23 protein-coding genes are annotated in these 22,655 nt (G+C 30.5%); all 23 read left to right on the top strand.

All coding sequences use genetic code 11. From position 1 onward, the window contains the following. Window positions 1-178: 178 nt before the first annotated feature. Window positions 179-1,516, top strand: a complete 1,338-nt coding sequence (gene rimO, locus KPL50_RS00775) for a 30S ribosomal protein S12 methylthiotransferase RimO (protein ID WP_216296531.1) — start codon at window positions 179-181, stop codon at window positions 1,514-1,516. Further along, window positions 1,500-2,045 (top strand): CDP-diacylglycerol--glycerol-3-phosphate 3-phosphatidyltransferase, encoded by a 546-nt coding sequence (gene pgsA / locus KPL50_RS00770; protein WP_216296530.1) that lies wholly within the window; start codon window positions 1,500-1,502, stop codon window positions 2,043-2,045. The genes rimO and pgsA overlap by 17 nt, the downstream gene beginning before the upstream one ends. A gap of 188 nt (window positions 2,046-2,233) precedes the next feature. Continuing rightward, window positions 2,234-3,316, top strand: coding sequence for a recombinase RecA (gene recA, locus KPL50_RS00765; RefSeq protein WP_216296529.1), 1,083 nt, complete (start codon window positions 2,234-2,236; stop codon window positions 3,314-3,316). 409 nt (window positions 3,317-3,725) lie between these two features. Continuing rightward, a complete protein-coding gene (gene rny / locus KPL50_RS00760) occupies window positions 3,726-5,261 on the top strand; it encodes a ribonuclease Y (protein ID WP_216296879.1) in 1,536 nt (511 codons plus the stop codon). A 119-nt stretch (window positions 5,262-5,380) separates the two neighbouring features. Further along, window positions 5,381-5,641 carry a stage V sporulation protein S gene (locus tag KPL50_RS00755; RefSeq protein WP_216296528.1) on the top strand — a complete coding sequence of 87 codons (261 nt, stop codon included), beginning with the start codon at window positions 5,381-5,383 and terminating at the stop codon, window positions 5,639-5,641. A 228-nt stretch (window positions 5,642-5,869) separates the two neighbouring features. Beyond that, window positions 5,870-7,075: a pyridoxal phosphate-dependent aminotransferase gene (locus KPL50_RS00750; protein WP_216296527.1), complete on the top strand. Its 1,206-nt coding sequence runs from the start codon at window positions 5,870-5,872 to the stop codon at window positions 7,073-7,075. Between the two features lie 118 nt (window positions 7,076-7,193). After that, window positions 7,194-7,454 carry an HPr family phosphocarrier protein gene (locus tag KPL50_RS00745; protein ID WP_253200395.1) on the top strand — a complete coding sequence of 87 codons (261 nt, stop codon included), beginning with the start codon at window positions 7,194-7,196 and terminating at the stop codon, window positions 7,452-7,454. A gap of 125 nt (window positions 7,455-7,579) precedes the next feature. Then, window positions 7,580-8,557: a tyrosine-type recombinase/integrase gene (locus KPL50_RS00740; RefSeq protein ID WP_216296526.1), complete on the top strand. Its 978-nt coding sequence runs from the start codon at window positions 7,580-7,582 to the stop codon at window positions 8,555-8,557. A 179-nt stretch (window positions 8,558-8,736) separates the two neighbouring features. Then, the gene (gene uvsE / locus KPL50_RS00735) at window positions 8,737-9,981 is read left to right on the top strand and encodes a UV DNA damage repair endonuclease UvsE (RefSeq protein ID WP_216296525.1); all 1,245 of its coding nucleotides are present in this window, start codon (window positions 8,737-8,739) and stop codon (window positions 9,979-9,981) included. A 119-nt stretch (window positions 9,982-10,100) separates the two neighbouring features. Beyond that, complete coding sequence (locus tag KPL50_RS00730; protein ID WP_216296524.1) at window positions 10,101-10,727, top strand: HutD family protein; 627 nt, start codon at window positions 10,101-10,103, stop codon at window positions 10,725-10,727. Window positions 10,728-10,807: 80 nt separating this feature from the next. Further along, window positions 10,808-11,575 (top strand): hypothetical protein, encoded by a 768-nt coding sequence (locus tag KPL50_RS00725; protein WP_216296523.1) that lies wholly within the window; start codon window positions 10,808-10,810, stop codon window positions 11,573-11,575. Between the two features lie 164 nt (window positions 11,576-11,739). Next, entirely contained in the window at window positions 11,740-12,069 is a 330-nt protein-coding gene (locus KPL50_RS00720) for a single-stranded DNA-binding protein (RefSeq protein WP_216296522.1), read from the top strand. A gap of 128 nt (window positions 12,070-12,197) precedes the next feature. After that, a complete protein-coding gene (msrA, locus tag KPL50_RS00715) occupies window positions 12,198-12,677 on the top strand; it encodes a peptide-methionine (S)-S-oxide reductase MsrA (protein ID WP_216296521.1) in 480 nt (159 codons plus the stop codon). A 213-nt stretch (window positions 12,678-12,890) separates the two neighbouring features. Beyond that, window positions 12,891-14,885 (top strand): sigma-54-dependent Fis family transcriptional regulator, encoded by a 1,995-nt coding sequence (locus KPL50_RS00710; protein ID WP_216296520.1) that lies wholly within the window; start codon window positions 12,891-12,893, stop codon window positions 14,883-14,885. A gap of 329 nt (window positions 14,886-15,214) precedes the next feature. Next, window positions 15,215-15,691, top strand: coding sequence for a Na+/H+ antiporter subunit E (locus KPL50_RS00705; RefSeq protein WP_216296519.1), 477 nt, complete (start codon window positions 15,215-15,217; stop codon window positions 15,689-15,691). Further along, window positions 15,684-15,953, top strand: a complete 270-nt coding sequence (locus KPL50_RS00700; RefSeq protein ID WP_216296518.1) for a monovalent cation/H+ antiporter complex subunit F — start codon at window positions 15,684-15,686, stop codon at window positions 15,951-15,953. The genes KPL50_RS00705 and KPL50_RS00700 overlap by 8 nt, the downstream gene beginning before the upstream one ends. Further along, entirely contained in the window at window positions 15,950-16,270 is a 321-nt protein-coding gene (gene mnhG / locus KPL50_RS00695) for a monovalent cation/H(+) antiporter subunit G (RefSeq protein WP_216296517.1), read from the top strand. The genes KPL50_RS00700 and mnhG overlap by 4 nt, the downstream gene beginning before the upstream one ends. Continuing rightward, window positions 16,257-16,496, top strand: a complete 240-nt coding sequence (locus tag KPL50_RS00690) for a hydrogenase subunit MbhD domain-containing protein (RefSeq protein ID WP_216296516.1) — start codon at window positions 16,257-16,259, stop codon at window positions 16,494-16,496. Before mnhG ends, KPL50_RS00690 begins: the two co-directional genes overlap by 14 nt. Continuing rightward, window positions 16,493-17,215 carry a hydrogen gas-evolving membrane-bound hydrogenase subunit E gene (gene mbhE, locus KPL50_RS00685; RefSeq protein ID WP_216296515.1) on the top strand — a complete coding sequence of 241 codons (723 nt, stop codon included), beginning with the start codon at window positions 16,493-16,495 and terminating at the stop codon, window positions 17,213-17,215. The genes KPL50_RS00690 and mbhE overlap by 4 nt, the downstream gene beginning before the upstream one ends. 2 nt (window positions 17,216-17,217) lie before the next feature. Further along, a complete protein-coding gene (locus tag KPL50_RS00680) occupies window positions 17,218-17,580 on the top strand; it encodes a sodium:proton antiporter (RefSeq protein ID WP_216296514.1) in 363 nt (120 codons plus the stop codon). Between the two features lies 1 nt (window position 17,581). Continuing rightward, complete coding sequence (locus KPL50_RS00675; RefSeq protein WP_216296513.1) at window positions 17,582-19,054, top strand: complex I subunit 5 family protein; 1,473 nt, start codon at window positions 17,582-17,584, stop codon at window positions 19,052-19,054. A gap of 16 nt (window positions 19,055-19,070) precedes the next feature. Next, complete coding sequence (locus KPL50_RS00670; RefSeq protein ID WP_216296512.1) at window positions 19,071-20,516, top strand: complex I subunit 5 family protein; 1,446 nt, start codon at window positions 19,071-19,073, stop codon at window positions 20,514-20,516. Window positions 20,517-20,533: 17 nt separating this feature from the next. After that, window positions 20,534-22,543: a complex I subunit 5 family protein gene (locus tag KPL50_RS00665; protein WP_216296511.1), complete on the top strand. Its 2,010-nt coding sequence runs from the start codon at window positions 20,534-20,536 to the stop codon at window positions 22,541-22,543. Window positions 22,544-22,655 lie beyond the last annotated feature (112 nt).

The following is a 22,655-nucleotide window of genomic DNA, read 5'->3' as shown; positions in this document are numbered from 1 at the left end:
TATGTAAGAAAAATTGCAAATACCCTTGTTTAATTTGTAAATCACATTTACAATAATTTATGTATGCAAATGTAGTAGGATAATGGTTAATAACTATTATTTACTTATAAAACCAAACAAGGAAGATAAGAGTTAACAAATGTTATATAAAAAGATAGACAAACAAGGAGGATGACCGGTGGAAAAATTAAAAGTTGGAGTTATAAATTTAGGTTGTGATAAAAATAGGATTGATAGTGAGATTATAATAAGTAGTTTAAGCGAAAAGTTTGATATGACAAACGATCCTAAACTTGCAAATATAATTTTAGTGAATACTTGTGGATTTATAGAATCTTCAAAACAAGAATCAATAGACACTATTTTAGAAATGTCAAAATACAAAGACAAATACAATTGTACGGTTTTGATTGCAACGGGGTGCCTTACGCAGCGTTATGGAGCGGAACTTATAGAGCTTATGCCAGAACTTGATATAATGCTTGGTGTCAATGATTATAATAAGTTATTAAGTAGTATAGAAGAGGTGCTTTCTAAAAATATTAAAGTGCAACATACTAGTTATAGTGATGAAAATATTAATGAAGGTCAGAGAGTATTAACTACAGGAACCTATACTGCTTATGTTAGAATATCAGAGGGCTGTGATAATGCTTGTGCATATTGCGCAATACCAAATATTAGAGGTAGGTATAGAAGTAGAAAGATGGAAAACATAGTACAAGAGTCTAAGGAATTAAGCCAGCATGGTTGCAAAGAAATTATTTTAGTTGCTCAAGATACAACTAGATATGGAATTGATTTATATGGTGAAAAAACCTTGCACAAGTTGATAAGGGAAATTTCTAAAATAAGTGGAATTGAATGGATTAGAGTACTTTACTGTTATGCAGAAGAAATGACGGATGAAATTATAAATGAAATAGCAATAAACGATAAAGTATGCAAATATGTAGATATACCTATCCAACATATAAGTGATGATATTCTTAAATCCATGAGAAGAAAAGGAAGAAAGAATGTTATAACAGAAAATATAAATAAGATGAGAAAAAGCATCCCTTTCGTAAATCTTAGAACTTCACTTATTGTTGGATTCCCAGGTGAAACGCAGGAGGATTTTGATCAGCTAAAAGAATTTATTAGAGAAATTAAATTTGATAAATTAGGGGTATTTAAGTACTCAATGGAAGATGGTACTTTAGCTGCAGAAATGAAGAATCAAATTTCTGAAGATGTAAAAGTAAAACGTGAAGAAGAATTGATGTTAATGCAACAAAGTATATCAAAAGGACTAAATAGCAAAAAAATAGGAAAAACATATAAGGTTCTAGTAGAAGGAGTTAATAATAAAACATATTTTGGTAGGAGTTATGAAATGGCACCAGAAGTTGATGGAACTATTTTCTTTGAATCTGATGTGGTTTATAATAAGGGCGAATTTGCTTTGGTGAAGGTTACAAAAGCTTTAGAATACGATTTAATAGGAGTTGTGTGCTATGAATCTGGCGAATAAACTTACAATGCTTAGAATTTTTCTAGTACCTATATTTTTAATATTTATGGCAGTTAAAGACATACCTTATGGGAGAGAAGTGGCTACTATTATTTTCATAGTAGCTTCTCTTACAGATAAATTAGATGGCTATATAGCTAGAAGTAGAAACCAAATAACTAATTTTGGAAAATTTATGGATCCACTAGCGGATAAACTTTTAGTGACAGCCGCTCTTGTTTCATTGGTGGAACTTCAGATTGTATCTAGCTGGGTAGCTATGATTATAATTGCTAGAGAATTTGCGGTTTCAGGACTTAGAACAATAGCTGCCTCAGAAGGAAAAGTAATTGCAGCTAGCTGGTGGGGTAAAATAAAAACTGTTATTCAAATAGTTGCTATAATTGCAGCATTATTAAATTTGTCTTATGTACATCCAATTTTAAATGTGTTAACAGATATATTTATGGCTGCTGCAGTGATTATTACAATAATATCAGGCGTTGACTATTTTGTTAAAAATAAAGATTCAATTAGAATTGATAAGTGATTAATTTATTATAGTTTGTTAATAATACAAATAAAAGGGTTCCAGCGATAATATTCCAAAAACATTCCAAGAGGAGTAAAAAGTGGGAACTTCTATTTTGCATATTGACCATGCAAAACAAATGGTGTATACTTAATTTAGAACAAACGTTCGCAATTAAAAGGATGGTGAACCCTGAGGGGAAATGTATGAATAATGAAAAATTAAAAGCACTAGAAGCAGCTATGGGTCAAATAGAGAAACAATTCGGTAAAGGTTCAATAATGAAACTTGGAGACCATAGTACTTTAAATTTAGATGCTATATCTACTGGCTGTTTAGGACTAGACATAGGGCTTGGTATAGGTGGCGTGCCTAGAGGAAGAATGATTGAAATTTTCGGGCCAGAATCTTCAGGTAAAACTACAGTTGCACTACATATAGTTGCAGAAGCGCAAAAAGAAGGAGGCACAGCTGCATTTATTGACGTAGAACATGCACTAGATCCTATATACGCTAAATCACTAGGAATTAATATAGATGATTTAATAGTTTCTCAACCAGATACCGGTGAGCAGGCTTTAGAGATTACAGAGGCCTTAGTTCGTTCAGGGGCTATAGATGTTATTGTTGTGGATTCAGTAGCCGCATTGGTGCCTAAAGCCGAAATTGAAGGGGAAATGGGAGACTCTCATATAGGACTGCAAGCAAGACTCATGTCTCAAGCACTAAGAAAACTTGCTGGATCTATAAATAAATCAAAATGTGTTCTTGTGTTTATAAACCAATTAAGAGAAAAAGTTGGAGTAATGTTTGGAAATCCAGAAGTAACTCCTGGCGGTAGAGCATTAAAGTTCTATGCTTCTGTTAGAATAGATATCAGAAGAATAGATACAATTAAACAAGGTGATCAATTTATGGGTAATAGAACAAGAATAAAAATAGTTAAAAATAAAGTTGCCCCTCCATTTAAACAAGCTGAATTTGATATTATGTACGGTGAAGGCATATCTCGCGAGGGAGATGTTTTAGATATAGGAGTTAAAGAAGAAATTGTACAAAAGAGCGGAGCATGGTTTGCCTATGGAGATATTCGTCTTGGACAGGGAAGAGAAAATGCAAAACAATACTTTAAAGATAATGCTCTGGTAATGTTCGAAATAGAAAATAAAATCAGGGAAAAATATAATCTACCCTTATCAAAAGCTCCAATAATTGATAAAAAAGAAGCAAAACAAGCAAAAGAAACAAAAGAAGTTAGTGAAAAAGAAGTAAATAAAAAAGAAGCATAAAAGCAAGTTTTTACTTGCTTTTTTCTTTAATTACGATTAACTATTTGTTCCATTATTAAATTATATTTACTATTTTAATTAAATTGGTATATTTTAAATATAACTGTGGAATATTATTATTATTATTATTATTATTATTATGGTGCGTAGTCTATGCTTTTTAAGGTGTACAATATTATGGTTTAGATAATTATGATTAAAAAAAAAGTAAAATAACTTATTTCAATGTTAAAATCTTGACATTAATTGAAAAGTAATATAAAATAAATACAAATACTGGTTTAGCATATTCAAATTGCTACCAATTGAATAAATATTACATCTTCTCTAGCTTTCATGTTTACTCTTAAATAGACTGGAAAATAAGCAAAGGAGGTGTTGATAATCAATGGATGATAAAACTATTGCAATGATTTTAATAGTTTGTGCTATTTTGGTTGTTGTTTTCGTAGGTATTTTTGTTGTAATTTATAGTAGAAAAAATAGATCTCAAGCAAATATTTCTAAGGCAGAAAAAGAAGCTAAAAGAATTCTTGACGAAAGTGAAAAAAATGCTGAATCAAAAAAGAAAGAAGCTATTTTAGAGGCCAAAGAAGAGGTTCACAGACTTAGAACTGATTTAGAAAAAGAATCAAGAGAAAGACGTAATGAAGTTCAAAGGTTGGAAAGAAGAAATATCCAAAGAGAAGAATCTTTAGATAAAAAAAGTGATGTGCTAGAGAGAAAAGAAGAAAATCTTACTAAAAAGCAACAGGAAATTGAGATGTTAGAAGAAAGTGTTCAAGATTTACACACTAAACAAAGGGAAGAATTAGAAAGACTATCAGGATTAACATCTGAGGAAGCAAAACAAGTATTGTTAGATGAAATTAAAAAAGAAATTAAACATGATGCTGCAATTATGATTAAAGAAATTGAAACTAAGGCAAAAGAAGAAGCCGATAAAAAAGCACGAGAAATTATTACTTATGCTATTCAAAGATGTGCAGCTGATCACGTTGCAGAAACGACAGTTCATGTGGTTTCTCTTCCGAATGATGAAATGAAAGGGAGAATAATAGGTAGAGAGGGTAGAAATATTCGAACTCTAGAAACACTTACAGGCGTTGATTTAATAATAGATGATACACCTGAAGCAGTAATTCTTTCAGCATTTGATCCTATACGACGTGAAGTTGCTAGAATAGCACTTGAGAAGCTAATAGTGGATGGAAGAATTCATCCTGCTAGAATTGAAGAAATGGTAGAAAAAGCTAAAAAAGAGGTTGAAAGCGATATAAGGGAAGAAGGAGAACAAGCTACTTTTGAAACAGGAGTACATGGTCTTCATGCAGAAATTATTAGGTTACTTGGAAGGCTTAAATACAGAACTAGTTATGGACAAAATGTATTAAAGCATTCTATAGAAGTTTCATATTTAGCTGGACTTATGGCCTCTGAACTTGGAATTGATCCAACACTCGCTAAAAGGTGTGGACTACTTCATGATATAGGTAAAGCTGTAGACCATGAAGTTGAAGGACCGCATGCGCTTATTGGTGCAGAGATAGCAAAGAAACATCATGAATCAGCTATAGTAGTAAATGCTATTGCAGCGCATCATGGTGACGTTGAACTGCAATCTCTTGAAGCAATACTAGTTCAAGCAGCAGATGCTATATCAGCTGCAAGACCAGGTGCAAGAAGAGAAACACTGGAAGCATATATTAAAAGGCTAGAAAAATTAGAAGAAATTGCAAATTCCTATGAAGGCGTAGAAAAGTCCTTTGCTATTCAAGCTGGAAGAGAAGTTCGAATTATGATCAAACCAGAAATAATTGATGATGCAGGAGCTATTGAATTAGCAAGAAATCTAGTTAAAAGAATTGAAAATGAATTAGAATACCCGGGCCAAATTAAAGTAAATGTAATCAGAGAAACAAGGGCTATTGATTATGCTAAATAAACCAACATAATATTAAACCCTCTTAAAATTTAGGAAAACTCTGAATTTTAAGAGGATTTTTTTTCTGTTTGTAGAATAGTACAAATGTAGCAATTAAATTGGCTAATAGGAGGTTTATTATGGAAGTATTAAAAGTTTCAGCAAAATCGAGCCCAAATTCAGTAGCAGGAGCCTTAGCAGGAGTACTGAGAGAAAAAGGAGCAGCAGAAATTCAAGCAATAGGTGCTGGTGCAATTAATCAAGCAGTCAAGGCTATTGCTATAGCAAGAGGTTTTGTTGCACCTAGTGGTGTTGATTTAGTTTGTATACCTGCATTTACGGATGTAATAATAGATGGCGAAGAAAAAACTGCAATTAAATTAATAGTACAACCTAGATAATAGATATTTAAAGGGCTTGTAGTACAAGCTCTTTATTTTTTTATAGAAATGTGCACACTATTTAGAGTAGATCTGTACTATTTACAATACAAAAAAAAGATGATATATTAGTAGTAGATGAATTATATCCTTCATTTTAATTATAAATGAAGGCAATAATTCAATTATCTAATTTAAGTCAAATTTATGTAAAAATATACAAATAATATAAGCGTTGGGGGTAAAAAAATGGTATTATCTAAAAAAGCTAAACAAATATCACCATCTTTAACATTGGATATAACTGCAAAGGCAAAAAAGATGAAGGCAGAGGGTATAGATGTCATAGGTTTTGGTGCTGGTGAACCTGATTTTAATACACCAAAAAATATTCAAGACGCTGCGATAAAAGCAATTCAAGAAGGTAAGACTAAATATACAGCTACATCAGGTATTATTGAGCTAAAGCAGGCAATAATTAATAAATTAAAGATCGATAACAATTTAAATTACATACCATCTCAAATTATAGTTTCAACTGGAGCAAAACAATGTTTAGCTAATGTTTTTCAAACTATTCTAAATCCAGGAGACGAAGTTTTAATTGGAGTTCCATATTGGGTAAGTTATCCAGAACTCGTTAAATTAGCAGATGGAGAACCTGTATATGTACAAACAGAAGAAATACATAAATTTAAATTAACAATCAAAAACCTAAATAGAGCAATAACTCCTAAATCTAAAGCAATAGTAATAAATAGTCCTAATAATCCTACAGGAACAGTATATTCAAAGGAAGAACTTATAGAAATTGCTGATTTTGCAAAAACAAATGATTTAATCATAATATCAGATGAAATTTATGAGAAATTAGTATATGGAGATAATGGTCATATTAGTATAGCAAGTCTTTCTGAGGATGCTTATAATAGAACTATTGTAATCAATGGTGTTTCTAAGGCTTATGCTATGACAGGCTGGAGAATAGGGTATGCTGCTGCTAGCACAGAAATAATCGCATTAATGTCCAACATACAAAGTCATACTACCTCTAATCCAAGCTCCATTTCTCAATATGCATCAGTTGAAGCAATAAACGGTAAGCAAGGTGATGTTCGCATTATGGTTGATCAATTTAAGCTAAGACGAGATTATATGGTAGAAAGAATTAATAGTATTAATAATTTGTCTTGCATGAAACCAGAAGGTGCTTTCTATGTTATGGTCAATTTATGCAAAGTTTTAAATAAATCCGTAGATGGGAAAATTATAAAAGATTCACTGGATTTTTCAGACCTTTTACTTAAAAAAGAAAAAGTTGCGGTTATACCAGGTATAGCATTTGGAGCAGATAGTTTTATTAGACTATCCTATGCTACTTCAATGGAAAACATAAAAAATGGAATTGATAGAATAGAAAGATTTGTCGATAACATTAATATTGATAATAATTAAACCTCTGAATATTTAAAATTGATTTACGTACTTTTTAATGATATTATAATGGTATGAGTTAATGATAAACTTTTTAATATAAGCTCATGCTATTATTAAAGTATTGGGGTGAAGTGAATTGGTAACAAGAGAAGTTATGGTTAGTAATCCAAAAGGCTTGCATGCAAGGCCAGCTACATTATTAGTAAGAAAAGCCGCTTCGTTCAAATCAGATATAGGTTTAGAATATATGGGTAAAAAAGCTAATATTAAGAGTCTAATAGGTATTTTATCTCTAGGGGTTGGTCCTAACAACCTTGTAAACGTTATAGCTAATGGTGCTGATGAAAAGTTAGCCTTAGAAGAAATAATAAACCTAATTAGCTCCTTAGAAGAGTAATTAGGCATCTAAAAGATAATAAGTCAAAGATGCCTTGTAGTCCGTATACTTTAAAAAGCTGCTAACTTACTGTTGGTAGCTTTTTAAATTGTATAGAAAAAGGAAAATATTAAGGGAGAATATATATGATAAATAAGCTTATAGAATACAATTTTAATTCTAAAATATTTTTAGACAATAAACATTTTATATGGTATTTTCTTGAGATTAAATCTAGAAAAAGTAAATATACTGCTAAAAGCTATGAGCGAGATATAAAAGATTTTTTCAGCGCGGACTCTATTTCTGATATCACCTTAGAAGATATTAAAAAGGTGTCTATATTAAATACACAAAATTATATAATAAAATTAATGGATAAAAGCATGTCCTCCGCTACTATAAACAGAAAAATATCATCGTTGAGTGCACTATATAAATGGTTATTAAAATACCAAGATAATTCCACTGATATTCATATAATTAAATATAATCCCTTTGGAAGTCTAAAAGAAGAAAAACCAGTTATAAATAACAAGGAAACTGAGTTTTTAACAAAAGATGAGTGTGTGGTTTTATTAGATAGTATAGATACAACTAATATCTTAGGTCATAGAAATAAAACTATATTAGTACTTGCATTAACCACTGCACTAAGAAAATCTGAGATTATAAATATTAAAATAAAGCATATTACCACTTACACCGGTTATGATATAGTTAAAGTGAGGAGAAAGGGTGGTAAAGAGGACATAGTGAAACTTCAACCAAACGTCCTTGCTATGATTAATGAGTATATTCTGATTACTAAAAGAAATAAATTATCTTGTGGGGAGGAGTATTTATTTATTGGTCACTCAACTAATGGCAAGAATAAAGAAAAATTAGATGCAAGCACTTTAAATTACATGATAAAAAAAGTATGTAAAAATGCAGGTATAGATAAAAATTTGCAAGTTCACTCTACTAGGCATACAGCTATTACACTGGCGATACTCGCAGGGGCTACTGTAGAAAAAGTTCGGGACTTTGCGGCACATAAGAATTTAGCCACTACTAATAGGTATATTCACTCTATAGATAAGTTGAAAAATAACGCAGGAGATCTAATTGATCTATTTTAAAAATTGTTTTAGATTATAAAATTTAAATAAGTGGAAAATAGGTCTATATGGACGGACAATAACATTAGGTCATTCATATACCTTTAGGATAACTTCATGCGTTTGAGAATACGTAGCAGCCGTTTAAGTGGACAATGAATGTAGCTTTTATAAGTATAAAACTAGGGCAGGAGGAAAATATGAAAATAGGATATGCATGCATACCACTTACAATAGATGCAAGAACAAATAGAAGATTAACTCTAAAAAACTTTTCGGAAACGATGCTTTTAGAGATATTAGAGCAAAATCTAATAGATTTGAGAGAAATATTAGAGAATAATGAAAAGTATAACATAAAGTTATTTAGAATAAGCTCAGATATAGTGCCACTCGGAAGCCATAGTGTTAATGAAATGGCTTGGCATAAATATTTTAAAAATGAATTAAATGAAATAGGTGAATATGTAAAAAAATGTGGCATGAGGGTTTCTATGCATCCAGGTCAGTATACCGTGCTCAATGCCGAAAAAGAAGACATTGTAGCAAAAGCAATTAAAGATTTGGAATACCATGCAAGATTCCTTGATGCTTTAGGTGTAGACGGGAGCAATAAGATAATACTTCATATTGGTGGGGGTTATGGAGATAAGGCTTTAGCTATGAATAGGTTTATAGAAAATTTTAGAAGGTTATCACCATCAGTAAAGAAAAGGCTTGTAATTGAAAACGATGATAGAACATTCAATATTGTTGATTTACTTTTCGTAAGTGGTGAAATTAATATACCAGTGATATTTGATAATCTTCACCATAAGTGTAACCATGAAATAGAGATGCCTATAAAAGAAATAATGGATAAAGTAGCTAAAACATGGAAAGAAGAAGATGGCAATCCAAAAGTCCACTATAGTCAACAAGATTTATATAAACATGTAGGAGCTCATTCAAAGACAATAATGGTTAAAGAATTTTTAGAATACTTTGAAGAAGTTAAAGAATTTAATATTGATATTATGCTAGAAGTAAAAGATAAGGATATTTCAGCTATAAAATGCAACCTTGTAGTCAGTAATATGAATAAGAAATTAAAACATGTAGTTATAGAAAAGCAGTGGGCGAAATATAAATATCTGCTAATGGAAAGAAATTATAAATATTATAAAGAGTGTAGCCACCTTGTAAAAGATAATTGTAGTATTCAAGAATTCTATGAATATACAGATGAAATAATAAATTTAGATGTAGAGGATGGAAGTTTTATAAATACTTGCGAACATGTTTGGGGGTATATAAAAGATAGTGCTTCTGATAAAGAGCAAGCGCATTTTAAAAAACTTCTAATGGATCTAGAACATAAAGAAAAGGTTAAGCTTTATTTGAAAAAATTATGTGATAAGTATAATTCTGAATATATTCTTAGCTCTTATTATTTTTTTTATTAATGTTTCTTGGGATTTAAAGATGGTTGTCTTCAAATGATTTTTGATAAATTGAAGATAACCATTTTTGCTTTTGAATTTCTAAATAAAGCATAAATAGATTATACAGGGAGGCAATATAAATGTCTTATAATATTGAAATAATTAGAAAGAATCAACATAAAACAAGTGAATGGTCTGGTGGTACAACAACCCAGCTTTATATTTATCCTGAGACTTCACTATATGAACAACGTAATTTTAAATGGAGGCTGAGTTCTGCGAAGGTTGAAGTAGAATCTTCTACATTTACTCCCTTGCAGGGAATATCTAGGCTTATTATGGTTATTGAAGGGGAGCTACTTCTTGAACATGAAGATCATCACAATGCCGTGTTAAAAGCATTTCAGCAGGATAGCTTTAGCGGAGACTGGATAACAACAAGTTTTGGCAAGGTTACAGATTTTAATTTAATGTTGGCGCAAGGTTACAATGGAAAATTAGAGGCGATTTCAGTTAATGCAGGAGAGTTTAAAGACGTTAATGTGAATGATGATGATGAAAAATTCTCTGGAATCACAGAAGCGTTTTACGTAGTGAAAGGTGCTATAGAAATAGATACAGGGATAAATAAAAAAATAAGTCTCAATAGTGGTGACTTAGCATTAGTAACTAGAACAGTGCAAGAGATCACTTCAGATGTTAAAATTCATAGTAGCTACCAAGGAGAAACTAAAATCATAAAAGCTTCAATATTTCATTGTAAATAATCATAAAAGTTTAGATTATTTGATAAATAACTATAAATAAAGTATTATACATATATTCTTACTTTCAAAGGGAGACAAACATGAAGAAATCGAATTGGCGTTTAAAGCTTTCTATATTATTGATACTTTTATCAGCATTATTATATTGTTTTCACTATTTTATTTTTAGAGATGCACATCATATATTCTTATATATTGTAGGGGACGTAGCATTTATACCTATTGAGATTTTATTTGTATCATTAGTTATAGATGGAGTTATTAAAATAAGAGAGAGAGAAGCCTTAATAGAAAAGCTCAATTTAATAATAGGTGTATATTTTAATGAAGTAGGAACTACTATTTTAAAATATTGCACATCCATTGATCCAAATGTTAATGAAATAGCAAGTTCCTTTATAGTTGAACCAAGTTGGGAAGAAAGAGATTTTAAAAAAGCATTAGAAAAGTGCAAAAGTTATAATTATGATATACTATTTCACAAAATCGATTTAGAGAAAATGAATGAGTTTCTATTAAGCAAAAGAGGATTTTTACTTAGGTTATTAGAAAATCCGAATTTATTGGAACATGAAACTTTCACTCATTTGTTAACGGCAGTTTTTCATTTAGAAGATGAGTTATCTTCAAGGAATTTATCAGAACTACGGGATGATGAAAAAGAACACTTAGCAATTGATATAAAAAGAGTATATGGAGCAAGCGTAAGCCAATGGGTTATGTATATGAAGCATTTAAAAAATAATTTTCCATATTTATTTGTTACAGCAATATCAAATAACCCATTTGATAAGAGAGATAAAGTGAAGATTGAAAAACATATTAAAGACACTTACTACAGTAAATAAATTTTTGCCAGAAAATATACTTTCGCTTTTCTAGATGCATTTTAGGAAAGCGAAAGTTTTTTGTTGCCCAAAAATAATAAATTTATAAGCAAACATTTGTTTGTATAAAATTTATTTTTGTTGTCAATAATTTTAAAAGTTATTAAATAAAAAGGAGAGATATTATGAATAACGTATCATTAATAGGCAGGATAACAAAAGATTTGGAACTAAAAGAGTTTAACGATGGGAAAGGTTTTTATACTAAATTTACGTTAGCAATTAATAGAACACCACGTAAGGACTCACAACAGGAAGCAGATTTTATAAGTGTTTTGGTTTGGAATGCACTAGCTGAAACCATGTGCAAATATTTAGGTAAAGGAAGCCAAATTGGCCTAACTGGTAGACTCTGTAGTAATAGCTACACAGATAAAGATGGGAACAAAAGATATAGTACAGAAGTTGTAGCAGAGGATTTTAAATTTCTAGATAAAAAGAAAGAGATAGTATAATTCTTCTATTAAAACTAACAGTAGTATAAATTTATTATTAGTAATAATTTTATACAATTAGTTAGAAAAGAAAATGCATTTGTAGTAATATATATATGTACTAGTTTATATAATATGGAGGTGCGTTTATGAAGACTATTGTTGTAGCAGGAGGATGCTTTTGGGGTGTAGAAGCTTATATGATAAGAATAAATGGTATTATTGAAACTGTGGTTGGATATGCTAATGGTTTAAAGGTGGACCCTACATATAATGAGGTTTGTCTTGGAAACACAGGTCATGCAGAAGCATGTTTAATAAGTTACGATGAAAACCTAATATCCCTTGAAAAAATATTAGATAAATTTTGGGGTATAATAGATCCTACAGTTTCAAATAGACAAGGACCTGATATAGGAAGTCAATATAGAAGTGGTGTTTATTATACTGATAAGTTGGATTTAGACATTATATTAAAAACAAAAAATGAAGTCCAAAGTAGATATAATAAACCCATAGTTACAGAAATACAACCTTTATCTTGTTTTTATGATGCTGAAGAGTATCATCAAAAGTATCTACAAAAGAATCCTGGAGGGTATTGCCACATTAATTTAAATGATATTTAAGTTAAAATTATTAAACTATAAGTTTAAATTAACTTTAGAGACTTCTTGGTTTTCCAAGGAGTTTTTTTTATTTAAATTTTTTTAAAATTTTAGTGCTGAGTAAACTGGAATTAATTTCAAATAACTATTTTAACTATTAGACAAAATAAATAGTAATATGTATAATAAAATAATAGAATTATATCATGATCCTTATGAGGGAGGAGTATATATTTGCCAACTAAAATACTACTTGACAATGATGAAGATATTATAAAAAAATGGAAATTATTTGTTTCAGGAGGTGTTCTAAGCAAAGGAGGACTTAGGGACATTATTTCACATTCTTGGGAAAGAAGTAAACTATATGGTATAGATCCCTTTAAAAAGAGTTTTCCCATTGAACTTACTGAAGATGACTTAAAAAAGAAGTATAAGGAATTCCTCCCCCTATTGGAAACTGCTAAACCACTAATGCAGACACTCTATAACTTGATACAAAATTCGGATTTTATGATTCGCTTAACTGATAGAGATGGATATGTATTAGAGCATATTGGAGAAGATAGCTTAATACGGCAGCAAAAATTTCTGTTATTACAAGATGGATATAATATAAAAGAAGAAGTAATAGGCACTAATGCTATTGGACTTTCATTAATATCCGGTGAGCCAATGCAAGTACTTGGTGGAGAACATTATTTACATAAGTATCATAAGTGGACTTCTTCTGCGTGTCCTATAAAAGATGAAAACAGCGAGATTTTAGGGGTGTTAAGCATAACAGGCAACTGCGAATTTGTTCATCCGCATACTTTAGGTATGGTAGTAGCTGCAGCAAAGGCCATAGAAAAAGAAATGAAACTAGAGTATTCCAATAAAAAGCTGAAAATAGTAAATGAACAATTTTATCAAATTACAGAATCAATCTCTGAGGGCATTATTAGAATAGATAATCAAGGCAATATAACTAGTATGAATAGATTTGCAAGAAAACTGTTAGGATATAGTGAAAAAGGCATTCATAATATGCACATAAGTGATGTCTTATCTGCTAATAATCAAAAGGATATTATAAACGCTATAAATAAGCGAAAAGGATATAAGGAGGAAGAAATAAATTTTACTACGAAAATGGGTAGAAATAAAACTTGTATAGTTAATGTTACCCCTATAAAGCTTTTTACTTCTACGGATTTAGGTGGAGGGGTAATTACTTTTAAAGAAAATAAAGCGGTTCTAAGTATGATTAATAAAATAGTTGGAGCTAATGCAAGATTTACATTTGATGATATATTAGGAAAAAGCGAAAATATATCTCGTTCAACCAAACTTGCATCAATTGCGGCGAAGACTGATGCTACTATACTACTTCAAGGTGAGAGTGGTACAGGAAAAGAAATGTTTGCACAAGCAATTCACAATGCAAGTAGAAGAAAAGGTAGACCCTTTGTATTTTTAAATTGTGGTGCTATTCCTCGCGATTTAGTTTCTAGTGAACTTTTTGGTTATGTTGAGGGTGCTTTTACTGGAGCTAAAAGGGGTGGACATCCAGGGAAATTTGAACTTGCAGATGGAGGAACAATATTTCTTGATGAAATAGGAGATATGCCACTAGATGCTCAAATAAGTTTGCTTAGGGTTTTAGAGGATCATAAAGTAGTAAGAGTTGGAGGAAATGATGTTATACCAATAAATGTTAGAGTTATAGCGGCCTCAAACAAAGATTTAAAAAAAGAAGTTGAACTAGAAAAATTCCGAAGTGATTTATTTTATAGAATAAATGTTATGCCAATTTATATTTCGCCTCTTAGAGAAAGAAAAGAGGATATCAAGATATTTATTGATTATTTTTATGAGAAATTCAGCGAAACCAATAAAAAGCATATAAAAAAAGTTAGTGCAAGCTTTTATGAAGGTATGATAAATTATGATTGGCCCGGCAATGTTCGCGAATTACAAAATGTTATGCAACTTGTATTAAATGTAGCTGAGAATAATAGTGCACTTACAGGAAAGAATTTACCAAGCTATGTAAAAGAAAAGGAAAACATTGGTGAAATAAGTAGTGCAAAGCAATTGTTTACCTTAGAACAGATGGAAAAAAATGCTGTTATGCAAACGCTGATTGATGTAAATGATAATATAGCAGCAGCTTCTAGAATATTAGGTATAGGGAGAAACACACTGTATAGAAAGATGGAAAAATATAAGATTATTAATAAATAAGATAACTTTCTACTTAAATATTGATTAACGCAAAATACAGTATGCAATACTGGTTTATATAATAATGAATTCTGTATCGATACGATACAAGTGTTCCAAAAAGGTACAGAAAATGATAAGTGATAATAATATAGTGTATCGTTTTAGAGCATTTTTAAATAAAAAATTATATTTTTCATAAACCACTATTTTAAATATAAAAAAAATCAAGTTTATAAACCGTTGACAATCAATGGCTTGTAAGCTTGATTTTTTTGTAGTTGAATTTATGGCATGGTTATTGCTAATTATTAGTAAAGTAATTTAAAATGTTATAGAGGGGGTCTAAAATGTATTATAGAACTGTAATTTTATATCTATTATTTTGGATTGTTTTATCAGAAAACGTAAGAGCAGAAACTCTTTGTATTGGCATAATAATAAGTTTATTAGTTACAAGTTTAAATGTGAATTTAGTTCATAGTAACAGACAGTTAAACTTTAAAAGAAATATTTTACTGTGGATATCCTACACAATTAAGTTGATAAAGGAAATATTGGTATCCAATTTTAATGTAGCAAAAATAGTTCTGAGCCCTCAAATAGTAATATCACCACAGGTAGTAATAATTAGAACAAAAATAAAATCCGATTTTCATAAAACAATTTTTGCGAATTCAATAACATTAACTCCGGGAACCTTAACTATATCACTAGATAGGGATAAAATTGTGGTACATTGTTTGAAAGATGAGTTTGCTCTCGGCCTAACTAATTCAGATTTTGAAAATGTAATTTTGAAAGTAGAGGAGGGTATTTATGAGTAGAATATTAATTTTTTCTATTTTATTTTTATCAGCTACAATTTTTATTTGTATGCTGCGAGCAATCAAGGGACCAAGTGCAGCAGATAGACTTATTGCTATTAATGTCATAGGTACTAAAACTATTGTACTTATTCTCATAGTTTCAATTTTACTAAAAGAAACTTATTTTGTAGATGTAGCAATAGTATATGCTTTGATTAGTTTCTTATCTTCTATAATAATTGCTAAATTTATTGGAAATACAGGAGGGGAAAATATATGAAGGATATTATAGTAACTATATTCCTCTTTGGGGGGTTATTCTTTTTCATGGTTGGAACACTGGGTATTATAAGATTTCCAGATGTTTTTACAAGAGCCCACAGCGCGGCTAAATGTGATACTTTAGGGGCTATATTATGCCTATCTTCATTAGTAGTATTGGAGGGGGTAAGTTTAGTTAGCTTAAAAATTATATTAATTCTTGTTTTTGTGTGGATCGCAAACCCAACAGCTACACACTTAATTGCTAAAGGCGAGTATGCAAGGCAAGCTTCCCTTAGAAAAATAAATGGGGTGAAAAAACATGAAGATGTTTAGTGTGATAATGCTGATATTTTTAATAGGCTCTGCTGTAGCCGTTTCCACTATAAAAAGTTTGCTTGGTGCAATAATAGTATTTATGGTTTATAGCCTTATAATGACAATACTATGGCAACAGTTAAATGCACCAGATTTGGCAATAACAGAAGCCGCAGTAGGAGCAGGTATTACTACAATTCTATTTATACTTACACTAAAGAGGATTAAAGGAGTAAGAAAATGAAAAAACTTTTATCTATTGGAATTACAATAACTTTAATTATGATTTTACTTTTGGGGGTTAATGAACTTCCGAAATTTGGACAAGCCGATAATCCTGCTAAAAATGAAGTTTCAAATTATTATATAGAGAAAACAACAAAAGAAACTGGTGCAATGAATATTGTTACAGGTATTATTTTAGATTACCGTGCTTTTGACACTTTTGTTGAGGCAAGTGTATTGTTTACCGCTTCAATTGTAGTTTTATTACTTTTAAAGAAGGAAAAGAAAGCTCAGGATACAGAAACTTATGAAACTGTTTTTAAAAGTACTATTTTAAAAGAAGTGAGTAAAGTTCTAATACCTTGTATTCAGATTTTTGGAATTTATATAATTATATATGGACATTTAAGCCCCGGTGGCGGATTTGCAGGTGGAACAATTATAGGTACTAGTTTCATCTTATATAGAATAATTTATGGTGGGGAGTTTACAGATAACTTATTACCCTACTCAAAATTAATAACCTTTCTCTGTGGGTCTATTATATTTTATGGACTATTAAAAGGATATAGCTTTATAACTGGTGGAAATCATTTAAACTTGCCACAACCAGGTTTGGGAACACCAGGTAACATACTTAGTGGTGGGTTTTTATTACCATTAAACATATTAGTAGGACTTATTGTAGCAATAACTATATACTTTTTTTTCACTTTATTTGACGGAGGAGAAATTTAATTATGGAAGGACTAATAAATAATTATTATGAGACTGGAGCAATTATACTGTTTGGGGTTGGGTTTGCAATATTGTTATTAAATAATAATTTAATAAAAAAAATAATTGGCATGAACATAATGGATACAGCAATTTTCTTATTTTTTATTGCAAAAGGATATATTGTCGGACGCGATGCCCCCATTATTATAGGAGCACATAAAGGAGTTCAAGGATACATCAATCCTGTTCCTTCTGCACTTATGCTTACGGGGATAGTTGTAGCAGTTAGTACAACAGCATTTGCTCTTGCGCTAACAGTAAAGTTATATGAGGGATACGGTAGCATTGAGCTAGATGAAATTATTAAGAAGAGGAGTGATTAAAATGAGATTCATTGAAAGTTTTCCACTTACTATTATATTGATTTTGTTTATTACAGCGTTTATAATGCCTTTAATTAAAAAAACAAAAATTGCTAAAGGTATTAGTTTAGTATCAATGACAATAGTCATGATACTCGCTCTTATAAATTTAAATTTTGTTATTGATAAAGGCGGGTATTTGTATAGAATCGGACATTTTAATGCACCCTATGGAATTGAATTTCGCATTGGAATAATAGAGGCCATGATGGGACTACTATTTACCTTTGTCGCACTTATGATAATTTGGTATTCAATCTATAGTATAGAAAAAGAAATAAAAGAGTCCAAGGTAGGTTTATATTATTTGCTTATAAACATTTTAATTGGTTCTTTACTGGGCGTAGTATATTCTAATGATTTGTTTAACTGTTTTGTATTTATAGAAGTAGGAACTCTAGCGTCTTGTGGCACTATTATTGTCAAAGATGAAAAGGAGAACATGAAAGCAACTATGAAATATTTAATTATGAGCTGCCTCGGATCTGGTCTTGTACTTATGGGAATTGCATATTTGTACTCAATGACTGGACATTTGAATATAGACTACATTCATAGAGAATTAATTAAAGGCTACTTAAACTACCCAAATGCAGTGCTAATTGCTATAGTTTTATTTATTATTGGTCTGGGAGTTAAGAGTGCCATGTTTCCACTTCACAATTGGCTTCCAGATGCTCATTCAAGTGCACCTACTTCCTCAAGTGCAATTTTATCTTCATTAGTATTAAAGGCCTTTGTATTACTTTTGATTAAGGTATTATATAGAGTCTTTGGAATGGAAATACTTAATCATTATTCAGTTTTAAATATTATACTTATATTAGGGAGTTTAGGTATGATAATGGGCTCAGTTTTTGCTATCTTTCAAAAGAATATAAAAAGAGTTATAGCCTATTCTACTGTGGCACAAATGGGGTATATATTTTTAGGTATAGGTATTGGAACAGATTTAGGAATTTCCATTGCTATATTTCATATTATTGGGCATGCGGTAACTAAATCAGCACTGTTTTTACTAGTTGGAGCAATGATAGAACAAACAGGGCATAAAACCTTAGAACATTTAAAGGGGATAGGTAGGGAAATGCCCTTAACCCTAGGATTATTTTCTATAGGTGCACTATCTATGATAGGAATTCCAATATTGCCTGGATTTATAAGTAAGTGGCACTTATCACTGGCCACCATAGCAGCTGGTAATACGATTTTAATTGCTGTTATCTTGCTTAGTAGTTTATTAAACGCAGTATATTATTTTCCAATTGTTATAAATGCATTTTTTGGAGAAGAAAATTTGCAAGGTAAAGTATATAAATCTAAAAGTAAACCTTTAAAAGAATTGATGCCCGTAATTTTTCTAGTGATTTCCATGATTTACGTGGGAGCAGCATCCAAAGGTATTATAAATCTAATTAGTCTAGGGCTTCAGTAGAGGAGGTACTTATAGTTTGAATAATATTACAATAATAATACCAATTTTATTTCCATTTATATTGGCAATAATTATGGCAACTATAAAATTTGATGAAAAGCAAAGAAATATTTTTGTCAGTATAGGTGTTACATTAAATTTTGTTTTTCTAGTTACTATATTTTATTTATATGGGGAAAGTAGAGTTCATCTATTTAAATTAAATGAATTTTTAGATATTTATTTTAGAATAGATAAGTTAAGTATTTTGTTTTCTTTATTAGTAGCAATCTTATGGATTTTCACTGCCTTTTATGCTATGGAATATATGAAGCACGAAGGAAAGGAAAGAAGATTCTTTACTTTTTTTCTTGCAACACTTGGGGTAACCATGGGAATTGCTTTTTCAGGAAATCTTATAACACTTTACACTTTTTATGAACTGCTTACCCTGTCAACGTTTCCCCTTGTAATACATACAGATTCTAAAGAAGCACTAAAAAGCGGAAAAAAATATCTGATATATTCCTTTGTAGGAGCTACATTAGTTTTGCTTGGAATGATTTTATTATTCAGTATTACAAAGGATACCACATTTAGTGCTGGGGGCATTCTGCCAGCAATAACAAATGATAATAGGAATCTATACGTAATAAGCTATGTTGTTATGTTTTTAGGGTTTGGAGTTAAAGCAGCTCTGGTACCCTTTCATTCATGGCTACCTGCAGCAATGGTGGCACCAACACCAGTTAGTGCCCTGCTTCATGCAGTTGCAGTTGTAAAATCAGGGGTTTTTGCTATTGTGCGTTTGAGCTATTTTATCTTTGGAACGGAAATAATTAAGGCGCTTCATGTAAATATATTTTTAAGTATTTTAATAGTACTTTCAATTTTATTGGGCTCTTTCTTAGCCTTGCATCAAGAAAATCTAAAAAAGAGATTGGCTTACTCAACTATTAGCCAATTAGGATATGTTTTACTCGGTATAGTTCTTTTAAATGAAGATGCATTTGTTGGAAGTCTCCTTCATTTAATTAATCATGCACTAATTAAAATTGTACTTTTTTTCTGTGTGGGAGCGATAATGTACACCACGGGCAAAACGGATATTAGTCAAATTAGAGGTATTGGCAAACAGATGCCAATCACAATGGCGTGTTTTGGTATAGCTGCTATATCATTAATCGGAATTCCACCAACAAACGGGTTTGTTAGTAAGTGGTATTTGGCTCAAGGTGGTCTTACAGCTGGGAAAATGATTTTCCCCGCAATTTTGCTTTTAAGTGCATTATTAACGGCGCTATACCTTTTACCAGTTATAACTGAAGCTTTTTTCAAAAAAGGAGAGGACACTATAGTTAAGGAACCACCAATGAAAATGTTAGTACCTATAGTTGCCATAACCATCCTAGTAATTTTACTTGGACTATTTCCGAATATGATTATCTCATTTATACAGAAAATTGCTAGTGAGGTAATTTAAGAAAGGAGGGTATTATATTGAACCCAACTATGTATTTACTTTTTATTTTGCTATTTCCATTGATCGGCTCTTTTATAGGTTTTACTATAGGCCGGAAAAATGAAAAATATAGGGATGTTTTTAATGTTCTAATGACAACTATTGTGTTTGTGGTTACCACTATATTATATAAATATGTTGTAGTACAACAAATAGAAATATCTATACCTTATGTTATGGGTACAGGGCTTCATTTGAAATTAGATATGTTTAGATATGTTTTTGTTTGGCTAACAGCTATGATATGGTTTTTAACTACACTGTATTCAACGCAGTATTTAGTGAATCATAAAAACAGAAATAGATATTATTTGTTTTTTATGCTAACTTTAGCAAGCACTATTGGAATTTTCATATCAGAAAATTTTTTAAACTTATTCACTTTCTTTGAAATTATGTCTTTTACATCTTATGCATTAATAATTAACGATGAAGACGACTATTCCCATGATGCAGGCAATACATATATTGTAATGGCGGTGACGGGCGGGCTTATTCTGCTTATGGGATTATTTTTACTGTATAATTATACTCAGACATTAGATATTAGTGAATTGAGACTTTTAGTAAGTAGCCTCGGCGATATAAAGTATCTTATTGTATCTTTAATTATTATAGGCTTCGGCGTAAAAGCAGGAATGGTACCATTACATATATGGTTAACAAAGGCATATACTGCAGCACCAACACCAGCAACAATTGTGTTATCTGCAGTTTTAGCTAAAACCGGTATATTTGGAATTATAGTAACTATTGAAGTAATTATGAGTGGAGATTTTATAATTTCTATTATTATTTTAGTGTTAGGTTTTCTAAATATGTTCATTGGTGGTTTTCTCGCCATGATGCAGAGAAACATTAAAAGAATCCTTGCATATAGCAGCATGAGCCAAATTGGATATATTCTTGTTGGAATAGGACTCATAGGGATTTTGAAAGAGCATAGAACTATAGCTATTTATGGTACCTTGTATCACGTTATAAACCATGGAATTTTTAAAGCTCTACTATTTATGGGTACAGGAACCATATATCTGATACTAAATGAAGTTAGCATAAACAAAATTGGTGGCTTTGGAATTCATAAACATGTACTAAAGATATTATTTTTTATTGGTGTTTTATCAGTTATAGGAATGCCAGGCTTCAATGGGTTCACCAGTAAAACTATGTTACATGAGGCAATTATAGAAGCGCAGCATATGTATAGTGGGGCATTTTTTAAAATATGTGAAATTGTGTTTATAATAAGTAGTAGTTTTACTGTAGCCTATTTGCTGAAGATATTTGTAGCTGTATTTATAGAAAAGAGTAATCATGATTTTGAAAAGGTAAAGGCAAGGATAAGCAAAAGGGCGCTAGTTCCAATGGTTATACTTAGTTTAATGAGTATCTATATTGGACTTAACCCGAATGTAATATTACACGTGTTAGATAAAGCCTTGAAGCCCTTTGGAAATGCACAACCACTAGTAGTAAATTTCTACACTTTTGATAATACTAAAAGTTCCATGATTATAATATTAATTGGAATCATAATTTATATGGGATTTATAAGAAGAATGTTAAAAAAAGGTGAAGGTACTAATTGGTACTATGTGAACCCTTCTTTAAATTGGATCAGCTTAGAGAAACATATATATGTGCCTTTAGGGAAAAGTTTCATTTTTGTTAGTTCAATTATATTTCATTTAATTGACGGTGCAGTAGTTAATAGTGTTACTTTTATAGGTAGTGGTATTGATTCAATTAGTAAAATAGAAATTGATCATAGAAAATCTATTATAAGAAGAATGATAAGCAGATTTATTGTGTTATTTAGTACTAAAGCTAACATATGTAAAATTGATATTGAAGGGGAAAAGTCAGAATTAATAAATATCAAAAGGAAAATAGAAGAAATAGGGTATAACATGAATAGTTTAACTTATTCATTATTTATATTTGGAATTGTACTGATAGTGTGTCTATTATTTTTAATGTCTTAAAAAAGGGACCTTGAATAAAAAGGGATACTGTGTAAATTCCAGTAAAAAAGCATTAGTAATTCTAATTTACTTTAGGATTACTAATGCTTTTTTAAGAATCTAGTAATATAAG

The sequence above is a fragment of the Clostridium sp. CF012 genome (assembly GCF_018861755.1).
GTDB lineage: Bacteria > Bacillota > Clostridia > Clostridiales > Clostridiaceae > Clostridium_AD.
This window is presented reverse-complemented; position numbering and strand designations above follow the sequence as displayed.